This window comes from Bradyrhizobium stylosanthis (assembly GCF_001641335.1).
GTDB classification, from domain to species: Bacteria; Pseudomonadota; Alphaproteobacteria; order Rhizobiales; family Xanthobacteraceae; genus Bradyrhizobium; species Bradyrhizobium stylosanthis.
Genome location: NZ_LVEM01000013.1, coordinates 1 through 20959 on the forward strand (window position 1 = coordinate 1; position 20959 = coordinate 20959).

At 65.0% G+C, this 20959-nt stretch carries 2 protein-coding genes; both read left to right on the forward strand.

Going from position 1 to position 20959, the window contains the following annotated elements; translation table 11 throughout:
* Positions 1 to 49 precede the first annotated feature (49 nt).
* Positions 50 to 13720, forward strand: coding sequence for an Ig-like domain-containing protein (locus tag A7X65_RS42390; RefSeq protein WP_208608655.1), 13671 nt, complete (start codon positions 50 to 52; stop codon positions 13718 to 13720).
* Between the two features lie 488 nt (positions 13721 to 14208).
* Positions 14209 to 20959: Ig-like domain-containing protein (locus A7X65_RS40235; protein ID WP_156528470.1), on the forward strand; the 6751-nt coding region annotated here is incomplete at its 3' end.

Sequence of the window (20959 nt, forward strand, 5' to 3'; positions counted from 1 at the left end):
CAGCTTCGACCTCGGCCTGACCGGTAGTTCGGACGCCAATAGCACCAGTGTGGCCTATGAAGTCTCGACCGATGGCGGCACCACTTGGGCGGCGACGACCTCGTCGCAGGGCGATCTCGTGGACGGCAGCTACCAATTCCGAGCCACCGTCACTGATGCCGCCGGCAATAGCGCCACCAGCAACACGATCTCTGTCGTTGTCGATAACACGGCACCGGTTGCAGGCACGCTGGCCTTCAGCGGCCTCGACGATACCGGCAGCGCCAACGCGCCGGCAGTCACCAAGGACGGCAGCTTCGACCTCAGCCTGACCGGCACGTCCGACGCCAATAGCACCAGTGTGGCCTATGAGGTCTCGACCGACGGCGGCAACACCTGGGGTTCGACGACCTCGGCCCAAGATAACCTCGCCGACGGCAGCTATCAGTTCCGCGCCACCGTCACCGATGCCGCCGGCAACAATGCCACCAGCAACACGATTTCGGTCGTCGTCGACAACACCGCGCCGACGGCAGGCACGCTGTCCTTCAGTGGCCTCGACGACACCGGCAGTGCCAACACCCCGGCGGTGACCAAGGACGGTAGCTTCGACCTCAGCCTGACCGGCACGTCCGACGCCAACGCCACCAGCGTGGCCTACGAAGTCTCGACCGATGGCGGTACCACCTGGGCGGCGACAAGCTCGGCGCAGAGCGATCTCGCCGACGGCAACTATCAGTTCCGAGCCACCGTCACCGATGCGGCCGGCAACAGCGCCACCAGTAACACGATCTCCGTTGTCGTCGACGACACCGCGCCGACGGCGGGTACGCTGGCGTTCAGCGGCCTGGACGACACCGGCAGTGCCAACACCCCGGCGGTCACCAAGGATGGCAGTTTCGACCTCAGCCTGACCGGCACGTCCGACGCCAATAGCACCAGTGTGGCCTATGAGGTCTCGACCGACGGCGGCAACACCTGGGGTTCGACGACCTCGGCCCAAGATAACCTCGCCGACGGCAGCTATCAGTTCCGCGCCACCGTCACCGATGCCGCCGGCAACAGCGCCACCAGCAACACGATCTCCGTCGTCGTCGACAACACGGCCCCGGTTGCGGGGACGTTGGCCTTCAGCGGCCTCGACGACACCGGCAGCGCCAACACGCCGGCAGTCACGAAGGATGGCAGCTTCGACCTCGGCCTGACCGGTAGTTCGGACGCCAATAGCACCAGTGTGGCCTATGAAGTCTCGACCGATGGCGGCACCACTTGGGCGGCGACGACCTCGTCGCAGGGCGATCTCGTGGACGGCAGCTACCAATTCCGAGCCACCGTCACTGATGCCGCCGGCAATAGCGCCACCAGCAACACGATCTCTGTCGTTGTCGATAACACGGCACCGGTTGCAGGCACGCTGGCGTTCAGCGGCCTGGACGACACCGGCAGTGCCAACACCCCGGCGGTCACCAAGGACGGCAGCTTCGATCTCAGCCTGACCGGCACGTCCGACACCAATAGCACCAGTGTGGCCTATGAGGTCTCGACCGACGGCGGCACCACCTGGGGTTCGACAACTTCGGCGCAGAGCGACCTTTCGGACGGAAGCTACCAGTTCCGTGCGACCGTCACCGATGCGGCCGGCAATAGCGCCACCAGCAACACGATCTCTGTCGTTGTCGATAACACCGCCCCGGCTGCGGGGACGTTGGCCTTCAGCGGCCTCGACGACACCGGCAGTGCCAACACGCCGGCGGTGACCAAGGACGGTAGCTTCGACCTCAGCCTGACCGGCACGTCCGACGCCAACGCCACCAGCGTGGCCTACGAAGTCTCGACCGATGGCGGTACCACCTGGGCGGCGACAAGCTCGGCGCAGAGCGATCTCGCCGACGGCAACTATCAGTTCCGAGCCACCGTCACCGATGCGGCCGGCAACAGCGCCACCAGTAACACGATCTCCGTTGTCGTCGACGACACCGCCCCGGTTGCGGGCACGCTGGCCTTCAGCGGCCTCGACGACACCGGCAGTGCCAACACCCCGGCGGTGACCAAGGACGGTAGCTTCGACCTCAGCCTGACCGGCTCGTCGGACGCCAACGCCACCAGTGTGGCCTATGAGGTCTCGACCGACGGCGGCACCACCTGGGCGTCGACAAGCTCGGCGCAGAGCGATCTCGACGACGGCAGCTATCAATTCCGCGCCACCGTCACCGATGCCGCTGGTAACAGCGCGACCAGCAACACGATCGCGGTTGTCATCGACAACACCGCGCCGGTTGCAGGCACGTTGGCGTTCAGCGGTCTCGACGACACCGGCAGCCCCAACACACCGGCAGTCACCAAGGATGGCAGCTTCGATCTCAGCCTGACGGGTAGCTCGGACGTCAATGCCACCAGCATAGCCTATGAAGTCTCGACCGACGGCGGCGCAAACTGGGCCGCGACCGCGGCTGCGCAGGATAACCTGGCCGACGGCAGTTATCAGTTCCGTGCCACCATCACCGATGCCGCCGGTAACACCGCGACCAGCAACACGATCGCCGTTGTCGTCGACAACACGGCACCGGTTGCAGGCACGCTGGCCTTCAGCGGCCTCGACGACACCGGCAGCGCCAACGCGCCGGCGGTCACCAAGGACGGCAACTTCGACCTCAGCCTGACCGGCAGCTCGGACGCCAATGCCACCAGTGTGGCCTACGAAGTCTCGACTGACGGCGGCAACACCTGGGGTTCGACGAGCTCGGCGCAGATCGATCTCACCGACGGCAGCTACCAGTTCCGCGCCACCGTCACCGATGCCGCCGGCAACAGCGCGACCAGCAACACGATCGCCGTCGTCGTCGACAACACGGCGCCGGCGGCAGGCACGCTGGCGTTCAGCGACCTCGACGACACCGGCAGTGCCAATACGCCGGCGGTGACCAAGGACGGCAGCTTCGACCTCAGCCTGACCGGCACCTCGGACGCCAACGCCACCAGTGTGGCCTATGAAGTCTCGACTGACGGCGGCAGCACCTGGGCGGCGACCACGGCTGCACAGAGCGATCTCGACGACGGCAGCTATCAATTCCGCGCCACCGTCACCGATGCGGCCGGCAACAGCGCGACCAGCAACACGATTTCGGTCGTCGTCGACAACACGGCGCCGGTAGCAGGAACGCTGGCCTTCAGCGGCCTGGACGACACCGGCAGCGCCAACACGCCGGCAGTCACCAAGGACGGCAGCTTCGACCTCAGCCTGACCGGCACGTCCGACGCCAGCGCCACCAGTGTGGCCTACGAAGTCTCGATCGATGGCGGCACCACCTGGGCGGCGACGAGCTCGGCGCAGAGCGACCTCGCGGACGGCAGCTACCAGTTCCGCGCCACCGTCACCGATGCCGCCGGCAACAGCGCCACCAGCAACACGATCTCCGTCGTCGTCGACAACACGGCGCCGGTAGCAGGAACGCTGGCCTTCAGCGGCCTGGACGACACCGGCAGCGCCAACACGCCGGCGGTCACCAAGGACGGCAGTTTCGACCTCAGCCTGACCGGTACTTCGGATGCGAACGCCACCAGTGTGGCCTATGAAGTCTCGACCGATGGCGGCACCACCTGGGCGGCGACGAGCTCGGCGCAGAGCGACCTTGCCGACGGCAGCTACCAGTTCCGCGCCACCGTCACTGATGCCGCCGGCAACAGCGCCACCAGCAACACGATCTCCGTCGTCGTCGACAACACGGCGCCGACGGAAGGCACGCTGGCCTTCAGCGGCCTGGACGACACCGGCAGCGCCAACACGCCGGCGGTCACCAAGGATGGCAGCTTCGACCTCAGCCTGACCGGCAGTTCGGATGCCAACGCCACCAGTGTGGCCTACGAAGTCTCGACTGACGGCGGCACCACCTGGGCGGCGACAAGCTCGGCGCAGGGGGACCTCGCGGACGGCAGCTACCAGTTCCGCGCGATGGTCACCGATGCCGCCGGCAACAGCGCCACCAGCAACACGATCTCCGTCGTCGTCGACAACACGGCGCCGACCGCGGGCACGCTATCTCTGTCGGGCTACACGGACTCGGGCGCTTCTTCGACCGACTTCAACTCGACGGACAAGACCTTTGATCTGACGCTGACGGGTATTGCTGATACCAACACCACCAGTGTGGTCTATGAGGTCTCGACCGACGGCGGGTTGAGCTGGGCCGCGACCACGGCCGGGCAGAGCGACCTCGCGGACGGCAGCTACCAATTCCGTGCCACCGTCACCGATGCTGCTGGCAACAATGCCACCAGCAACACGATCGCCGTTGTCGTCGACAACACCGCGCCGACCGCAGGCACGCTGGCGTTCAGCGGCCTCGACGACACCGGCAGCACCAACACGCCGGCGATCACCAAGGACGGCAGCTTCGACCTCAGCCTGACCGGCAGTTCGGATGCGAACGCCACCAGTGTGGCCTATGAAGTCTCCACCGACGGCGGCACCACCTGGGCGGCAACGACCTCGGCGCAGGATGACCTCGCCGACGGCAGCTACCAGTTCCGGGCGACCGTCACCGATGCGGCCGGCAACAGCGCGACCAGCAACACGATCTCCGTCGTCGTCGACAACACGGCGCCGGTTGCGGGCACGCTGTCCTTCAGCGGCCTCGACGACACCGGCAGTGCCAACACCCCGGCGATCACCAAGGACGGCAGCTTCGACCTCAGCCTGTCCGGCACTTCGGACGCCAACGCCACCAGCGTGGCCTATGAAGTCTCCACCGATGGCGGGTTGAGCTGGACTGCGACCGATGCCGCACAGGGCGATCTCGCCGACGGCAGCTATCAGTTCCGCGCCACCGTCACCGATGCCGCCGGCAACAGCGCGACCAGCAACACGATCGCCGTTGTCGTCGACAACACCGCGCCGACGGCAGGCACGCTGTCCTTCAGCGGCCTGGACGACACCGGCAGCCCCAACACGCCGGCAGTCACCAAGGACGGCAGCTTCGACCTCAGCCTGACCGGCACCTCGGACGCTAACGCCACCAGTGTGGCCTACGAAGTCTCGACCGATGGCGGCAACACCTGGGCAGCGACGACCACGGCGCAGGATGACCTGGTCGACGGCAGCTATCAATTCCGGGCCACGACCACTGATGCCGCTGGCAACAGCGCCACCAGCAACACGATCTCGGTCGTCGTCGACAACACCGCGCCGGTTGCAGGCACCCTGGCATTCAGCAGCCTCGACGACACGGGCAGCACCAACACGCCGGCAGTCACCAAGGATGGCAGCTTCGACCTCAGCCTGACCGGCACCTCGGACGTCAACGCCACCGGCGTGGCCTACGAGGTCTCGACCGATGGCGGCACCACCTGGGCGGCGACCACGGCCGGGCAGAGCGATCTGGCTGATGGCAGCTACCAGTTCCGTGCTACGGTTACCGATGATGCCGGTAACAGCGCGACCAGCAACACGATCTCCGTCATCGTCGACAACACGGCGCCTACGGCGGGGACGCTGGCGCTGTCGGGCTACACGGATTCGGGCTCTTCCTCGACCGACTTCAACTCGACCGACAAGACCTTCGATCTGACGCTGACGGGTAATGCTGATACCAACGCCACCAGCATAGCCTATGAAGTCTCGATCGACGGCGGCAACACCTGGGCGTCGACGAGCTCGGCGCAGGGCGACCTAGCCGACGGCAGTTATCAGTTCCGTGCCACCACCACCGATGCCGCCGGTAACACCGCGACCAGCAACACGATCGCCGTTGTCGTCGACAACACGGCACCGGTTGCAGGCACGCTGGCCTTCAGCGGCCTCGACGATACCGGCACCGCCAACGCGCCGGCAGTCACCAAGGACGGCAGCTTCGACCTCAGCCTGACCGGCACCTCGGACGCCAACGCCACCAGTGTGGCCTACGAAGTCTCCACCGATGGTGGGTTGAGCTGGGCTTCGGCGACTTCGGCGCAGAGCGACCTGGCTGATGGCAGTTATCAGTTCCGAGCCACCGTCACTGATGCGGCCGGCAACAGCGCCACCAGTAACACGATCTCGGTCGTCGTCGACAACACCGCGCCGACGGCAGGCACGCTGGCGTTCAGTGGCCTCGACGACACCGGCAGTGCCAACACGCCGGCGGTGACCAAGGACGGCAGCTTCGACCTCAGCTTGACCGGTACCTCGGACATCAACGCCACCAGTGTGGGCTATGAAGTCTCGACCGATGGCGGCACCTGGGCGGCAACGACCTCGGCGCAGGATGATCTCGCGGACGGCAACTATCAGTTCCGTGCCACTGTCACTGATGCTGCCGGCAACAGCGCGACCAGCAACACGATCTCTGTTGTCGTCGACAACACGGCGCCGACGGCAGGCACGCTGGCGTTCAGCGGCCTGGACGACACCGGCAGCACGGACTCGCCGGCGATCACCAAGGACGGCAGCTTCGATCTCAGCCTGACCGGCACTTCGGACGTCAACGCCACCAGCGTGGCCTACGAAGTCTCCACCGACGGCGGCACCACCTGGGCGTCGACGTCCTCGGCGCAGGGCGACCTAGCCGACGGCAGCTACCAGTTCCGCGCCACCGTCACCGATGCGGCCGGCAACAGCGCCACCAGCAACACGATCTCTGTTGTCGTCGACAACACGGCGCCGACAGCGGGGACGCTGGCGTTCAGCGGCCTCGACGACACCGGCAGCACGAACACGCCGGCGGTCACCAAGGAYGGCAGCTTTGACCTCAGCCTGACCGGTACCTCGGACGCCAATGCCACCAGTGTGGCCTATGAGGTCTCGACCGACGGCGGCACCACCTGGGGTTCGACGAGCTCGGCGCAGAGCGACCTTGCCGACGGCAGCTACCAGTTCCGTGCCACCGTCACCGATGCGGCCAGCAACAGCGCGACCAGCAACACGATCTCGGTTGTCGTCGACAACACCGCGCCGGTCGCGGGGACGCTGTCCTTCAGCGGCCTCGACGACACCGGCAACACCAATACACCGGCCGTCACTAAGGACGGCAGCTTCGACCTCAGCTTGACCGGTACCTCGGACATCAACGCCACCAGTGTGGCCTATGAGGTCTCCGCCGACGGCGGCACCACTTGGGGTTCGACAACTTCGGCGCAGAGCGACCTTTCGGACGGAAGCTACCAGTTCCGTGCGACCGTCACCGATGCCGCCGGCAATAGCGCCACCAGCAACACGATCTCTGTCGTTGTCGATAACACCGCCCCGGTTGCGGGGACGTGGGCCTTCAGCGGCCTCGACGACACCGGCAGTGCCAACGCGCCGGCGATCACCAAGGACGGCAGCTTCGACCTCAGCCTGACCGGTACATCGGACGCCAATGCCACCAACGTGACCTACGAAGTATCCGCTGACGGCGGGGCGAGCTGGTCGTCGACGACCTCGGCGCAGGATAATCTCGCCGACGGCAGCTATCAGTTCCGCGCCACCGTCGCCGACGCCGCCGGCAACAGCGCGACCAGCAACACGATCTCTGTCGTCATCGACAACACGGCGCCGACAGCGGGGACATTGGCCTTCAGCGGCCTGGACGACACCGGCAGTGCGAACACGCCGGCGGTCACCAAGGACGGCAGCTTCGACCTCAGCCTGACCGGCACTTCGGACGCCAACGCCACCAGCGTGGCCTATGAAGTCTCCACCGATGGCGGGTTGAGCTGGACTGCGACCGATGGAGCACAGGGCGATCTCGCAGACGGCAGCTATCAATTCCGAGCCACCGTCACCGACGCGGCCGGTAACAGCGCGACCAGCAACACGATCTCCGTCGTCGTCGACAACACGGCGCCGACGGCAGGCACGCTGGCCTTCAGCGGCCTGGACGACACCGGCAGCCCCAACACGCCGGCAGTCACCAAGGACGGCAGCTTCGATCTCAGCCTGACCGGCTCGTCGGACGCCAACGCCACCAGTGTGGCCTACGAAGTCTCGACTGACGGCGGCACCACCTGGGCGGCAACGACCTCGGCGCAGGATGACCTTGCCGACGGCAGCTACCAGTTCCGCGCCACCGTCACCGATGCCGCCGGCAACAGCGCGACCAGCAATACGATCTCCGTTGTCGTCGACAACACGGCGCCGACCGCCGGCACGCTGTCCTTCAGCGGCCTCGACGACACCGGCAGCGCCAACACGCCGGCAGTCACCAAGGACGGCAGCTTCGATCTCAGCCTGACCGGCTCGTCGGACGCCAATGCCACCAGCGTGGCCTACGAAGTCTCGACCGACGGCGGCACCACCTGGGGTTCGACGACCTCGGCCCAAGATAACCTCGCCGACGGCAGTTATCAGTTCCGTGCCACCACCACCGATGCCGCCGGTAACACCGCGACCAGCAACGCGATCTCGGTCGTCGTCGACAACACGGCGCCGACCGCGGGGACACTGGCGTTCAGCGGATTTGACGACACCGGCAGCACGAACACGCCGGCAGTCACCAAGGACGGCAGCTTCGACCTCAGCCTGACCGGCTCGTCGGACGCAAATGCCACCAGCGTGGCCTACGAGGTCTCCACCGATAGCGGCACCACCTGGACGTCGACGACCTCGGCGCAGGATGACCTCGCCGACGGCAGCTACCAGTTCCGCGCCACCGTCACTGATGCCGCTGGCAACAGTGCCACCAGCAACACGATCTCCGTTGTCGTCGACAACACTGCGCCGGTTGCGCCGGTGATCACCGGCTTTGCCGACAACTCGGGCTCGGGCAGCGACAGCCTGACCAATGACCAGACGCCGACGCTGACGATCTCCGCAGAGGCGGGCGCGACCGTTGAAGTGTTCCGGGATGGTGTGTCGGTCGGCCTTGCCACCGAGAGCGCAACGCCCGGCACCTACACCTTCACTTCGACCTCGCTCGGCGACGGCACCTATGGCTTCACCGCCACGGCGACGGATGCGGCCGCCAACACCAGCGTGTCCTCTGCGGACTTCGACTTGACCATCGACCACACCGCGCCGAACGCGCCCGTCATTGCCGGCTTTGCCGACAACTCGGGCTCGGGCAGCGACAGCCTGACCAACGACCAGACGCCGACACTGACGATCACGGCAGAGGCGGGCGCGACGGTCGAGGTGTTCCAGGATGGCGTATCGGTCGGCCTCGCCACCGAGACCGCCACGCCCGGTACCTACACCTTCACCTCGACCTCACTCAACGACGGCACCTACGGCTTCACCGCCAAGGCCACGGATGCAGCCGCCAACACCGGTCCATCCTCGACGGAGTTTGACATCACCGTCGATCACACCGCGCCGTCTGTCGCGATCGCTCTTTCGGACAATTCCCTGACGATCGGCGAAACACAGACGGTTACGTTCACCTTCAGCGAAGTGCCGGTGAACTTCACCTTGGCCGACGTGACCTACGACACGAGTAATGGATCGCTGGCTGATCTGACCCAGGACCTCGGCGCGGATCCGTCCGGCAAAACGTGGACGGCGACTTTCACGCCAAATCCCGGAGTCCTCGACAACACCAACACGTTTACCGTCGGTACGAATTGGCAGGACCCCGCGGGCAACCCACCCACCGGAAACAGCGTCTCGGACAATTTCACGATCAACACCGCCGATACCACGTCTCCCACCGTTACGGTGACGATCGACGACACGATCATCAACGCCAGTGAGACGACGACGGTTCATTTCACCTTCAGCGAGGAGGTCGCCGGATTCGACCCCTCCAGCAGTGGCAACGTGACGGTGGTCGGCGGCACGCTCAGCGCATTCCAGGAGCTCGACAGCTCCCATTGGACTGCGACCTTTACGCCCAGCCCAGGGACCCAGACCAATACGGCATCGGTCAATGTTGTCGACCACAGCTATACCGACCTTGCCGGCAATCCGGGCGGGGCAGGAAGCACCGGCGCCTTCACCGTGGATTCGGTCGCTCCGACTGCGCCGTCCATCACGTCGGCTGTCGATGACGTTGCTCCGATCCTTGGAAACGTCGCCAATGGCGGTACCACCAACGATACCTCCCTGGTGCTCAACGGTACCGCGGAAGCAAATACGACAATTGCCATCTATGACGGAGCCAATCTCCTCAACACGGTGACCACCGCTGGAAATGGTCAATGGACGTATACGGCGACCGGGCTTTCGGAAGGTGGCCACAACTTTACGGCTACCGCGACAGATGCGGCAGGCAATATCAGCCCGACCTCCACTGCATATGGTCTGACCGTCGACACGATCGCGCCCGTCGCGGGAGCGTTGGCGTTTGCCGGCCTCAACGACAGCGGAAGTGCCAACACCCCGCCGGTGACGCAGGACAATGCCTTCACCTTGAACCTGGCCGATCAGGAGGCCGGGACGACGGTGGTCTATCAGGTGTCGCTCAATGGCGGCGGCTGGACCACCACCACTTCGTCGCAATCCGGTCTGGCTGACGGCGACTATCAGTTCCAGGCGATCGTGACGGATGCGGCTGGCAACAGTTCGACCACGAGCACGATCGAAGTTGTCGTCGACAACACGGCCCCGGTTGCGGGCACGCTTGCAATCACGGGCTTCATCGATACCGGCACGTCGAACACGCCTCCGGTCACGCAGGACAATACCTTCAGCCTGGCCATTTCCGGCCAGGAAGCCGGAACAACGACAGTCTACCAGGTGTCGCTCAATGGTGGCGGCTGGACGAACACCACCGCGTCGCAGACGGGTCTGACCGACGGACACTATCAATTCCAGGCCATCGTGACCGATGCAGCCGGCAACACCTCGATCAGCAATGCCATCGAGGTCGTCATCGACAACACCGCGCCTGCGGCGGGTACGCTGTCATTCGCGAACCTGACGGATACCGGCACGGCCGATAGCCCGCCGGTCACGCAGGACAACAATTTCAACCTGAATCTGTCCGGTCAGGAGGCCGGGACCTCGGTCGCCTACCAGGTATCGACCAATGGCGGGACCAGCTGGTCGGCAACGACAAACGCCCAGACCGGCCTGGCCGACGGCAACTACCAGTTCCGTGCGGTTGTGACGGATGCGGCCGGCAACAACGCGACCAGCAACGCGATCGTGGTGACCGTGGACAACAGCGGACCTGCAGCGGGGACACTGTCGTTCACGAACCTGGCGGACACCGGCACGGCCAATAGCCCGCCGGTCACGCAGGACAACAACTTCAACCTGAATCTGTCCGGTCAGGAGGCCGGGACCTCGGTCGCCTACCAGGTGTCGACCAATGGCGGGACCAGCTGGTCGGCGACGACAAGCGCCCAGACCAACCTCGGCGACGGCGACTATCAATTCCGTGCGGTGGTGACCGATGCTGCGGGCAACAGCGCGACCAGCAACGCGGTCGCCGTGACCGTGGACAACAGTGCACCGGCAGCGGGCACGCTGTCGTTTGCGAATCTGACGGACACCGGCACCGCCAATAGTCCGCCGGTCACGCAGGATAACAATTTCAACCTGAATCTGTCCGGGCAGGAGGCCGGGACCACGGTCGTCTATCAGGTGTCGACCAATGGCGGGACCAGCTGGTCGACGACATCAAGCACCCAGACCAGCCTTGCCGACGGCAACTACCAGTTCCGTGCGGTGGTGACGGATGCGGCCGGCAACAGCGCGACCAGCAACGCAATCGCCGTGACCGTGGACAACAGCGCACCTGCAGCGGGTACGCTGTCGTTCACGAATTTGACCGACACCGGCCCGGCCAACAGTCCGCCGGTCACGCAGGACAACAGCTTCAATCTGAATCTGTCCGGTCAGGAGGCCGGGACCACGGTCGCCTACCAGGTGTCGACCAATGGCGGGACCAGCTGGTCGGCGACATCAAGCACCCAGACCAGCCTGGCCGACGGCAACTACCAGTTCCGTGCGGTGGTGACGGATGCCGCGGGCAACAACGCGACCAGCAACGCGATCGTTGTCACCGTGGACAACAGCGCACCGGCAGCGGGGACGCTGTCGTTCACCAACCTGACGGACACCGGTACGGCCAACAGTCCGCCGGTTACGCAGGACAACAGCTTCAACCTGAATCTGTCCGGTCAGGAGGCCGGGACTACGGTCGCCTATCAGCTGTCGACCAACGGCGGGACCAGCTGGTCGGCGACGACAAGCACCCAGGCCGGTCTGGGCGACGGCGACTATCTGTTCCGCGCCGTGGTGACGGATGCGGCCGGCAATAGCTCGACCGGCAATGTGATCGAGGTGATTGTCGACAACACGGCGCCGACCGCTGCGCTCGCCATCACCGCGATTTCAAATGATACCGGAATCTCTGCGACGGATTTCATCACCAACGACACGACGCTGACGGTTTCAGGTACACACGGCACCCTCGGGTCCGGCGAAAAGATCCAGATCAGCACCAATGGGGGATCGACCTGGATCGACGTCACGTCGACGACCGCCACGACATGGAGCTATGTCGATGCGGTGGTGCATACGTCGAGCTTCACCTATCAGGTGCGCATCGTCGACGCGGCAGGGAACGTCGACCCCAATGTCGCCACCCAGGCGATTTCGATCGATACGGCGGCGCCCAACAAGCCGACGATCACGTCGGCTGCCGATGACGTGGCGCCGCAGACAGGCAATGTGGCCAGTGGTGGGTCGACCAATGACACCAATCTCTTGCTGAGTGGGGCAGGCGAGGCCGGTACCACCATCACCCTCTATGAAGGGGCGAGTATCCTGGGAACGACGACAGTTGCGGCGAACGGCCTGTGGAGCCTTGCAACGGGTACTCTATCGGAAGGTCTGCATTCCTTCACGGTGATAGACACCGACAAGGCCGGCAATGCGAGCGCAGCCTCGTCGCCCTATAGCGTTACGGTCGACCTCCATGCACCAATTCTCTCGGCGACGAGCGAAGTGCTGAGCGGTAACGGCAAGCTGACCTTGACGGGCGTCTCGGACACGGCCGGGACGGTCTCCATCACCGACAATGGCTCGGCACTCGGTACGGCGACTGCCTCGGGCGGCAGCTGGAGCTTCACGACAGGGCCGAAGTTTGCGGATATTCTGCACACCCTTGGCATCACGCAGACGGATGCTGCCGGCAACGTCGGGTCGACGGTCGCGATCTTCGGCAGTTCGGGCAACGACAACGTCACGACGGGATCGAATGGAGCCGATCTGATCGCGACCGGAGCCGGCAACGATACGATCAACGGTTTCGTCGGGGCGGACAAGATCGATGGCGGAACCGGGGCCGACACGATCGCGCTGACGGCAACGTCTGCCGATCTCAACAATGCGACCGACGGGCAAATCGTGAATGTCGAGGCCGTCTCGGCCGCCAGCGCTACGTCCGGCGTCAACATCGACTTGCACAATCAAAGCGAAGGCTTTGCGATCACCGGCAGTAGCCTTGCTGACGTGATCATCGGCGGGGCCGGCGGCGACCGCATCATCGGCGGTGGTCAGGGCGACACTCTCACCGGCGGCCCGGGCAGCGACACCTTCGTCTACAACGCGACGTCCGATTCGAAGCCGGGCGCCGGAAATTTCGACACGATCCTGGGATTTGCCCATGGGGCGGACAAGATCGATTTTTCGGCGATCACGGGTCTGACGGCCGTGGCCTCGGCAACGTCGGCGCCGGCGCAAATCGCGGCTCACACGATCGAGATCGTCACCAGCGGCGGCAACACCATCATCTACGCCAACGCAACGAACTCGGCGCAAAACCTGTCGGCGGTCGACATGGAGATTCACCTGACGGGCGTTGCCAACCTGACTGCGTCCGACATTCTCCATCACTGATGGCGCAAGGCGGGGCAGGCCTGGTCTGCTCCGCCTTGAGTTGCCGGCCGCTCATCTGTGCGTCCGATCCTGAGGCTGTGCCGGCTCGAGCAGATCGATCCCGGCCTGTCGCAAAACTCCCGGGAGCGTCGCCGTCGCGCCTGTTGACCCGCTATCGGTCGGGGAGGGTCCACCGACGTGAACTCCGGGCCGACTTCCGGCCCCGCGCATCGGCGACGTCTTCGGATAAATGGGATGTGTATATTTAATAACGTTTTCAATTACTTGGGCGGGGTTTGTGTCGATTTTTTCGCGGACGGCGGCCCGAATTAATAACGGTGCTGAAAACTCGCGCACGACGCCTGTCGCCACTTTTCCCCGGAACTTCAGAGTGCTACTAAAAAACATTTAATTCATTTTAAACTATTTACGGTGGCGTCTTGAAGTACACCGACCGGTTTTTGTCGAACGACCTGGGGCAGCAATCCCTCAAACTCGGGCACGACGCGATGGCGGAGAGACCGTCCGCCGCGGTCGAAATCCCCGACGCGCATCTGCTCTTCTCCGGCAATTTCGAGCGTATCGGCGTCGACCTGATCCTCTCCGATCAGCTCCATCGCGTCATCGTGCCGAACTATTTCCGCGACCAGGCGCGCCCGTTGCTGGTTTCGCCGGAAGGCGCGCACCTCGATCCCGGCGTGGTCGATGCCCTGACGGGGCACACCCTTTATGCGCAGGCCGGCGCGCCAGCGGCCGGCGGCAAGGTGGTGGGCCATGTCGTCAAGATCACCGGCAGTGCGAGCATCGTGCGCAATGGCGTGACGATCGTCGCCAACGTCGGTGATGCGATCAACCAGAACGACGTGGTGCAGACGGGCAGCGGCTCGACCCTCGGTCTCGTGCTCGACGACGGCACGACGTTCAATCTGTCCGCCAATGCGCGGTTCATGCTGAACGAACTGACCTACGACGCCAGCAGCACCTCCAACAGCTCGCTGATGACCCTGGTCCAGGGCGCCGCCAGCTTTGTGGCGGGGCAGGTCGCGAAGACCGGTGACATGCGGGTGTCGACGCCGACCGCCACGATCGGCATTCGCGGCACGGCCGTGATCCTCGACGTCTCGGCGACCGACGGAAGGGTGTCGGTGTCCGTCGTCGACCAGCGCGACGGTCTGGTGCATGCGGTTCAGGTCTTCAACACCGCGGGCGTCCTGATCGGTACGGTCACGAGCAACGGATCGACGCTGACGCTGACGCCGACGACGAATTTCGACGTGATTGCTCAGCAGAGCAACAAGACGACGGACCAGGTCGCGCAGGAGTTCGGTGCCTTCCAGCAGGTGCTGAGCACGTATGATTCCGCAAAGCAGCTGTTTCCAAATCTTCCGCAGCATACGGAGAACAAGGACAACAACAATAAAGACAACACGAATCCGAACAGCACGACGAAATTCGCAGGAAGCCCGCCGCTTCAGCCCCCCGGCACCGAATATCATTCCGCGACCGGAACAAGTCCCACGCAGCAGGCGAGCGCAGCCCCGACCGTCAGCGTCACGGTCAATCCGGCCTCCGATACCGGCACGAGCTCGACTGCGAAGCCCGTTGCGGTGGATCCGATCATCATCCCGGTCAAGCTGTCGGCCGTTCCATTCGTCGTCACTCCGCCGAACGTGGCGGCCATCACCTCGGGAGCGGGAGATCATATCGGTCCGGTGATGAGCGCCAACGGCGACGTGGTCTACGATCCCGACGGCGCGATCTATTTCTTCAGCCACGAGACGGGCGCGACCACCACCATCGCGTCTCCGGCGAACGGCTGGAGCTACGGCTCACCGACGATCAGCTCTGACGGCCGCTATATCGTCTATCAGGGCTCCGACGGCACCGGGAGCTTCGTCTTCGTCTACGGCACGGATCCGTCCGATCCGGCGCACTATCATGTGCAGACCCAGCTCGCGCCGGGAAGCGCGCCCGCTGTCAGCGGCGACGGCAGCACGATCGTCGCGCAGGACGGCGGAAACATCTCGATCTACGGCCTTGACGGCACACTCAAGGGAACGATCACGCCGGGCGCGGTCGGCAGCTCGGGGGCGCTCTGGAAGCCCGCTATCAGCGCCGATGGTCACTTGATCGTTTTCTGGAATTCGGATGCGACCGCGCCAGGCGGCAGCGGCAGGCTCCTCGCCTTCGATTTGTCGACGGGTGAGCTCGCCGATATCGCCAGCACCTCCGCTGGAGCCGGTGCGGTTGCGCCGACCATCAGCGCAGATGGCCGCATGATCGCGTATCAGCTCACTGACAGCGCCGGTCATTCCGAGATCTACCTCTATGACCTGAATGCCGGCGCCGTCGTATTTCACACCTCCAACGCCTCGGGCAGCAGCTACAGTCCGGTCTTGAGCCCGGACGGCCACTTCATCGTCTTCACGAGCGAGGCCAAGCTGGTCTCGGCCGATCAGAACGGCTTCGCCGACATCTATATCGTCGACGTCACGAACCCGGCGGACCCCGCCTATCGGATGGTCTCAGACGGGGTGGGGACGGCGTCGAACGGCGGGGCCGCGATCAGCGCCGGCGGCCAGTACGTCGCCTTCGGCAACAGCAGCAACATCTTCTTTGCCGATCCGACCTCGGGACTGAGCGCGATCATCCTGGAGACGACGAAGTCGCCCGATGTCCTCACCACCAAGGGATCGATTGCCGTCACCGGCGACTACACCGGCGTCACGGTCAGCGTGTCGGATCAATTTGGCGGCGCGACCCCGTATTTCAGCGCCAGCTTCGACGCGAACGGACACATCAACTGGAGCTTCGCCGAGCCGAAGAGCGACTTTGCGGCGCTGTCTTTCGGCGAGACTGCCACCCAGGAATTCATCATCAAGCTCACCGCCGACAATGGCTATATCAGCATCCCCGTCTTCGTGACGGTGCACGACGGTGTGCAGCCCACGATCCAGAAGGTCGATGCGGCCCCGGTGGCCGCGCCCGTCACGCTTGTGCAAGGACAGCAGGACAACCCTTACGTCATCACGCCGACCGCCCTGCTCAGAGGCGCCGCCGACATCGACGGTCCCTCCCTGTCGATCTCGGCGCTGACGATCCAGAGCGGTGGCGGCGGTCTGGTCCTGAACGGCGATCAGACATGGACATACACGCCGGATCCCGGCTTCAGCGGCCGCGTTGTCTTCGGCTACACGGTCACCGACACGATCAAGTCCGCGACGTCGACCGCAAGTCTCAACATCACGCTGCCGCTCGCCATTACGGCGATCAGCCCGGACAGCGGGGTATCAGGCGATTTCGTCACCAACAGCACCCAATTGTCGGTCTCCGGCACCAACGGCGCGCTCTCGCCCGATGAGAGGATCCAGGTCAGCAGCGACAACGGTCTGACGTGGAGCGATGCGGTCCAGACGTCGGCAACGACGTGGAGCCTGACCGATCCCGGCGCCCACAACGCGAATTTTTCGTACCAGGTGCGCGTCATCGACGCCGCCAGCAACACCATCGGCTCCGCCACGCGGTCCGTCACGATCGACACCGATGCGCCCACGGTCACCATCGACACCGCGAACGCGCTGACCAACCAGGCCAGCCAGAGAATTTCCGGAACGGTTGACCTCGCCGATGCCGGAACCACCGTGATCGTTTTCGACAATGCGCAGGCCGTGGCCGGTGCCGTCGTCCAGGCGGACGGAAGCTGGAGCGTGATCGTGTCGCTTTCCGAGGGCGGCAATAGTTTCGTCGCTCAGGACACGGACGCCGCCGGCAATTTGGGTTCGAGCAATACCGTCGTCCTGACGCTGGACTCGACGCCGCCGACGGCGGTTGCATCCGTCGGCGCGCTGAGCGCCGACAGCGGCACCTCGGCGATTGACTTCAATACCAATGTGACCTCGCAAACGATCAGCGGCACCTATGCCGGTGCCCTGGCCCCGGGAGAGGTGATCCAGGCCAGCGTCAACAATGGCTTCACCTGGGTGACCGCGACTGCATCGGGCGGCGTCTGGTCGGCATCCGGCGTGTCGCTGTCGCCTGGCACCAATCTTCTGTCCGTCCGCACGATCGATCTTGCCGGCAACGTCACGGCAGGAACGGGACACAGCTACACTCTGGATACGGTGGCGCCAACGGCGGTTGCGACGGTGACGCTGTTGAGTTCTGACAGCGGCAGTTCCGCCACCGATTTCGTCACCAATATTCCGTCGCAAACCGTCAGCGGCACCTATGCGGGCGTTCTGGCTTTCGGCGAAACAATTCAGGTCAGCGCCGATGGCGGCGTGACCTGGGTCGCCGCCACCGCCAATGCGGCCGACAACACCTGGTCGGCGTCGGGGATGACGCTGTCGCCGGCGGGCGCCACGCTGTCGGTCCGCACGATCGACCTTGCGGGCAACATCGCGGCCGGGACAAGCCACAGCTACAGCTTCGACACCGTCGCGCCGTCCGCGATTGCGACAGTGACGGCGCTGGGGTCGGACAGCGGGAGCTCGTCGAGCGATTTCGTCACCAACGTCGCGTCGCAGACGGTCAGCGGCACCTATTCCGGCGCCCTGAGTGCCGGCGAATCCATCCAGGTCAGCGCTGACGGCGCAACCTGGGTAACGGCGGTCGCCAACGCGGCAAACGGCACCTGGTCGGCATCTGGCGTAACGCTGTCGGCCGCCGGGAGCACGCTGTCGGTTCGGGCCATCGATCTGGCTGGCAATAGCCTCGCGGGAACGGGGCATGGCTATACGCTGGACACCGGCGCGCCGACAGCGGCAGCGACGGTGACGACGCTCAGTGCGGACAGCGGCAGCTCGTCGAACGATTTCGTCACCAACGTCGCGTCACAGACCGTGACCGGAACGTATACGGGCGCTCTGGGTCTGGGCGAGTCGATCCAGCTCAGCGTCGACGGCACGACCTGGGTGACCGCGAACGCGGCAGGCGGCGCATGGTCGGCTCCGGTGATCCTCTCCGGGGGCGGCAGTCTGCTGTCGGTCCGCACCATCGATCTCGCCGGCAATATTGCCGCAGGCACCGGCCACGGCTACACGCTGGATCAGACCGTCCCGTCCGGCGGCACGCCGGATCTGATTGCAGGTTCGGATTCCGGCTCCTCCAGCAGCGACAACAACACCAACATATTGGCTCCGACGCTGACGGTCGCGCTTGGCGCCGGCGTGGCCGTGGGCGACACGGTCCAGCTGCTGCTGAACGGGTCGTCGTTCTCCCATCCCCTGGTGCGAACCGTCACCTCCGGCGATATCGCCGCGCAAAGCGTCGGTTTCACGGTGAGTCCCGGTGATCTCGGAGCCGACGGGCCCAAGCTGATTTCCGCCCGGTTTTCCGATCTGGCGGGCAACAGCTCGACCAGCGCTGCCCTGACCATCACGCTCGACACGAGCGCGCCCGTGCTGGCGATCGCCAATGCGGGCGGCAACACCAATCAGCCCGTGCAGACGATTTCCGGCACGGCGGATCCCGCCGACGCGGGTGCGATCGTGACCGTCCTCGATGACGGCGCCTCGGTCGTCGGCGTCGCAACCATCCAGGCCAACGGCAGCTGGAGCACCGACGTCACGCTGCACAGCGACAGCAACAGCCTGACCGCGCAAGCGACGGATGCCGCCGGCAATCAGGGCGTCAGCAACACGGTGATCTTTGTCCTGAACACCAATGCCCCGACCGGCGGCACGCCGGACCTGGTGGCGGCCTCCGATTCCGGCAATTCCAGCAGCGACAACACGACGAACGTGATCGCGCCGACGTTCTCGGTTGCGCTCGGGGCCAATGTGGCGGCCGGAGATACGATCCAGCTGCTGCTCAATGGCGTGCCGCTCGCTCATCCCGTGACGCACACGATCAGCGCAGCCGACATCGGCGCGCAGAGCGTGAGCTTGACCGTCACCGGCGGGGACCTCGGCTCTGACGGCGCCAAGTCGATCTCGGCCAAGCTCACTGACGGTTTCGGCAACAGTTCGACGACCGCCGCACTAATCATCACGCTTGATACGGCGGCGCCCACGGTGAGCAGCGAGGCGATCACCAGTGCGACGGGGGCGCAGAACAGCACGCTCAATGCCGGCGACGTGGTCAGCGTCACGGTGTCGTTCAGCGAGGCCGTCACGGTGACCGGCACACCTCAGCTGGCACTGAACATCGGCGGCACGCCGGTGCAGGCCAACTATGCTTCCGGCAGCGGCAGCACCCAGCTGGTGTTCACCTACACGATTCAGGCGGGCCAGAACGACGTCAACGGCATCAGCCTCGACGCCAATGCGCTGAGCCTGAATGGCGGCACCATTGCGGACGCCGCCGGCAACGCGGCGGTGCTGACTGCGGCCGCGGTGGTCGACAATGCCAGCTACAAGGTCGATACGACCGCACCGACAGTGAGCAGCGAAGCGATCACCAGCGCAACGGGGGCGCAAAGCAGCACGCTCAATGCCGGCGATGTCGCCAGCGTGACGGTGACGTTCAGCGAGAACGTCACGGTGACGGGAACGCCGCAGCTGGCCCTGAACATCGGCGGCACACCGGTGCAGGCCGCTTACGCCTCTGGCAGCGGCAGCACCCAGTTGGTGTTCACCTACACGATCCAGGCGGGCCAGAACGACGCCAACGGCATCAGCCTTGACGCCAATGCGCTGAGCCTGAATGGCGGCACCATAGCGGACGCGGCCGGCAATGCGGCGGTGCTGACTGCGGCTGCGGTGGCCGACAATGCCAGCTACAAGGTCGATACGGCTGCCCCGTCGGTGAGCAGCGAGGCGATCACCAGCGCGACGGGAGCGCAGAACGGCACGCTGAATGCCGGCGACGTCGTCAGCGTCACCGTGTCGTTCAGCGAGAGCGTTACTGTGACGGGCACGCCACAGTTGGCCCTGAACATCGGCGGCGCGCCGGTGCAGGCGGCTTACGCCTCGGGCAGCGGTAGCACTCAGCTGGTGTTCACCTACACGATCCTGGCCGGACAGAACGACGCCAACGGCATCAGCCTCAACGCCAATGCTCTGAGCCTGAACGGCGGCACGATCACTGATGCCGCCGGCAATGCAGCGGTTCTGACTGCCGCCGCGGTGGCTGACAATACCAGCTACAAGGTCGATACGGCCGCACCGACAGTCAGCAGCGAAGCGATCACCAGCGCGACGGGATCGCAGAACAGCACGCTGAACGCCGGCGACGTCGCCAGCGTCACCGTGACGTTCAGCGAGAGCGTCACGGTGACTGGCACCCCGCAACTTGCATTGAACATCGGCGGCACGCCGG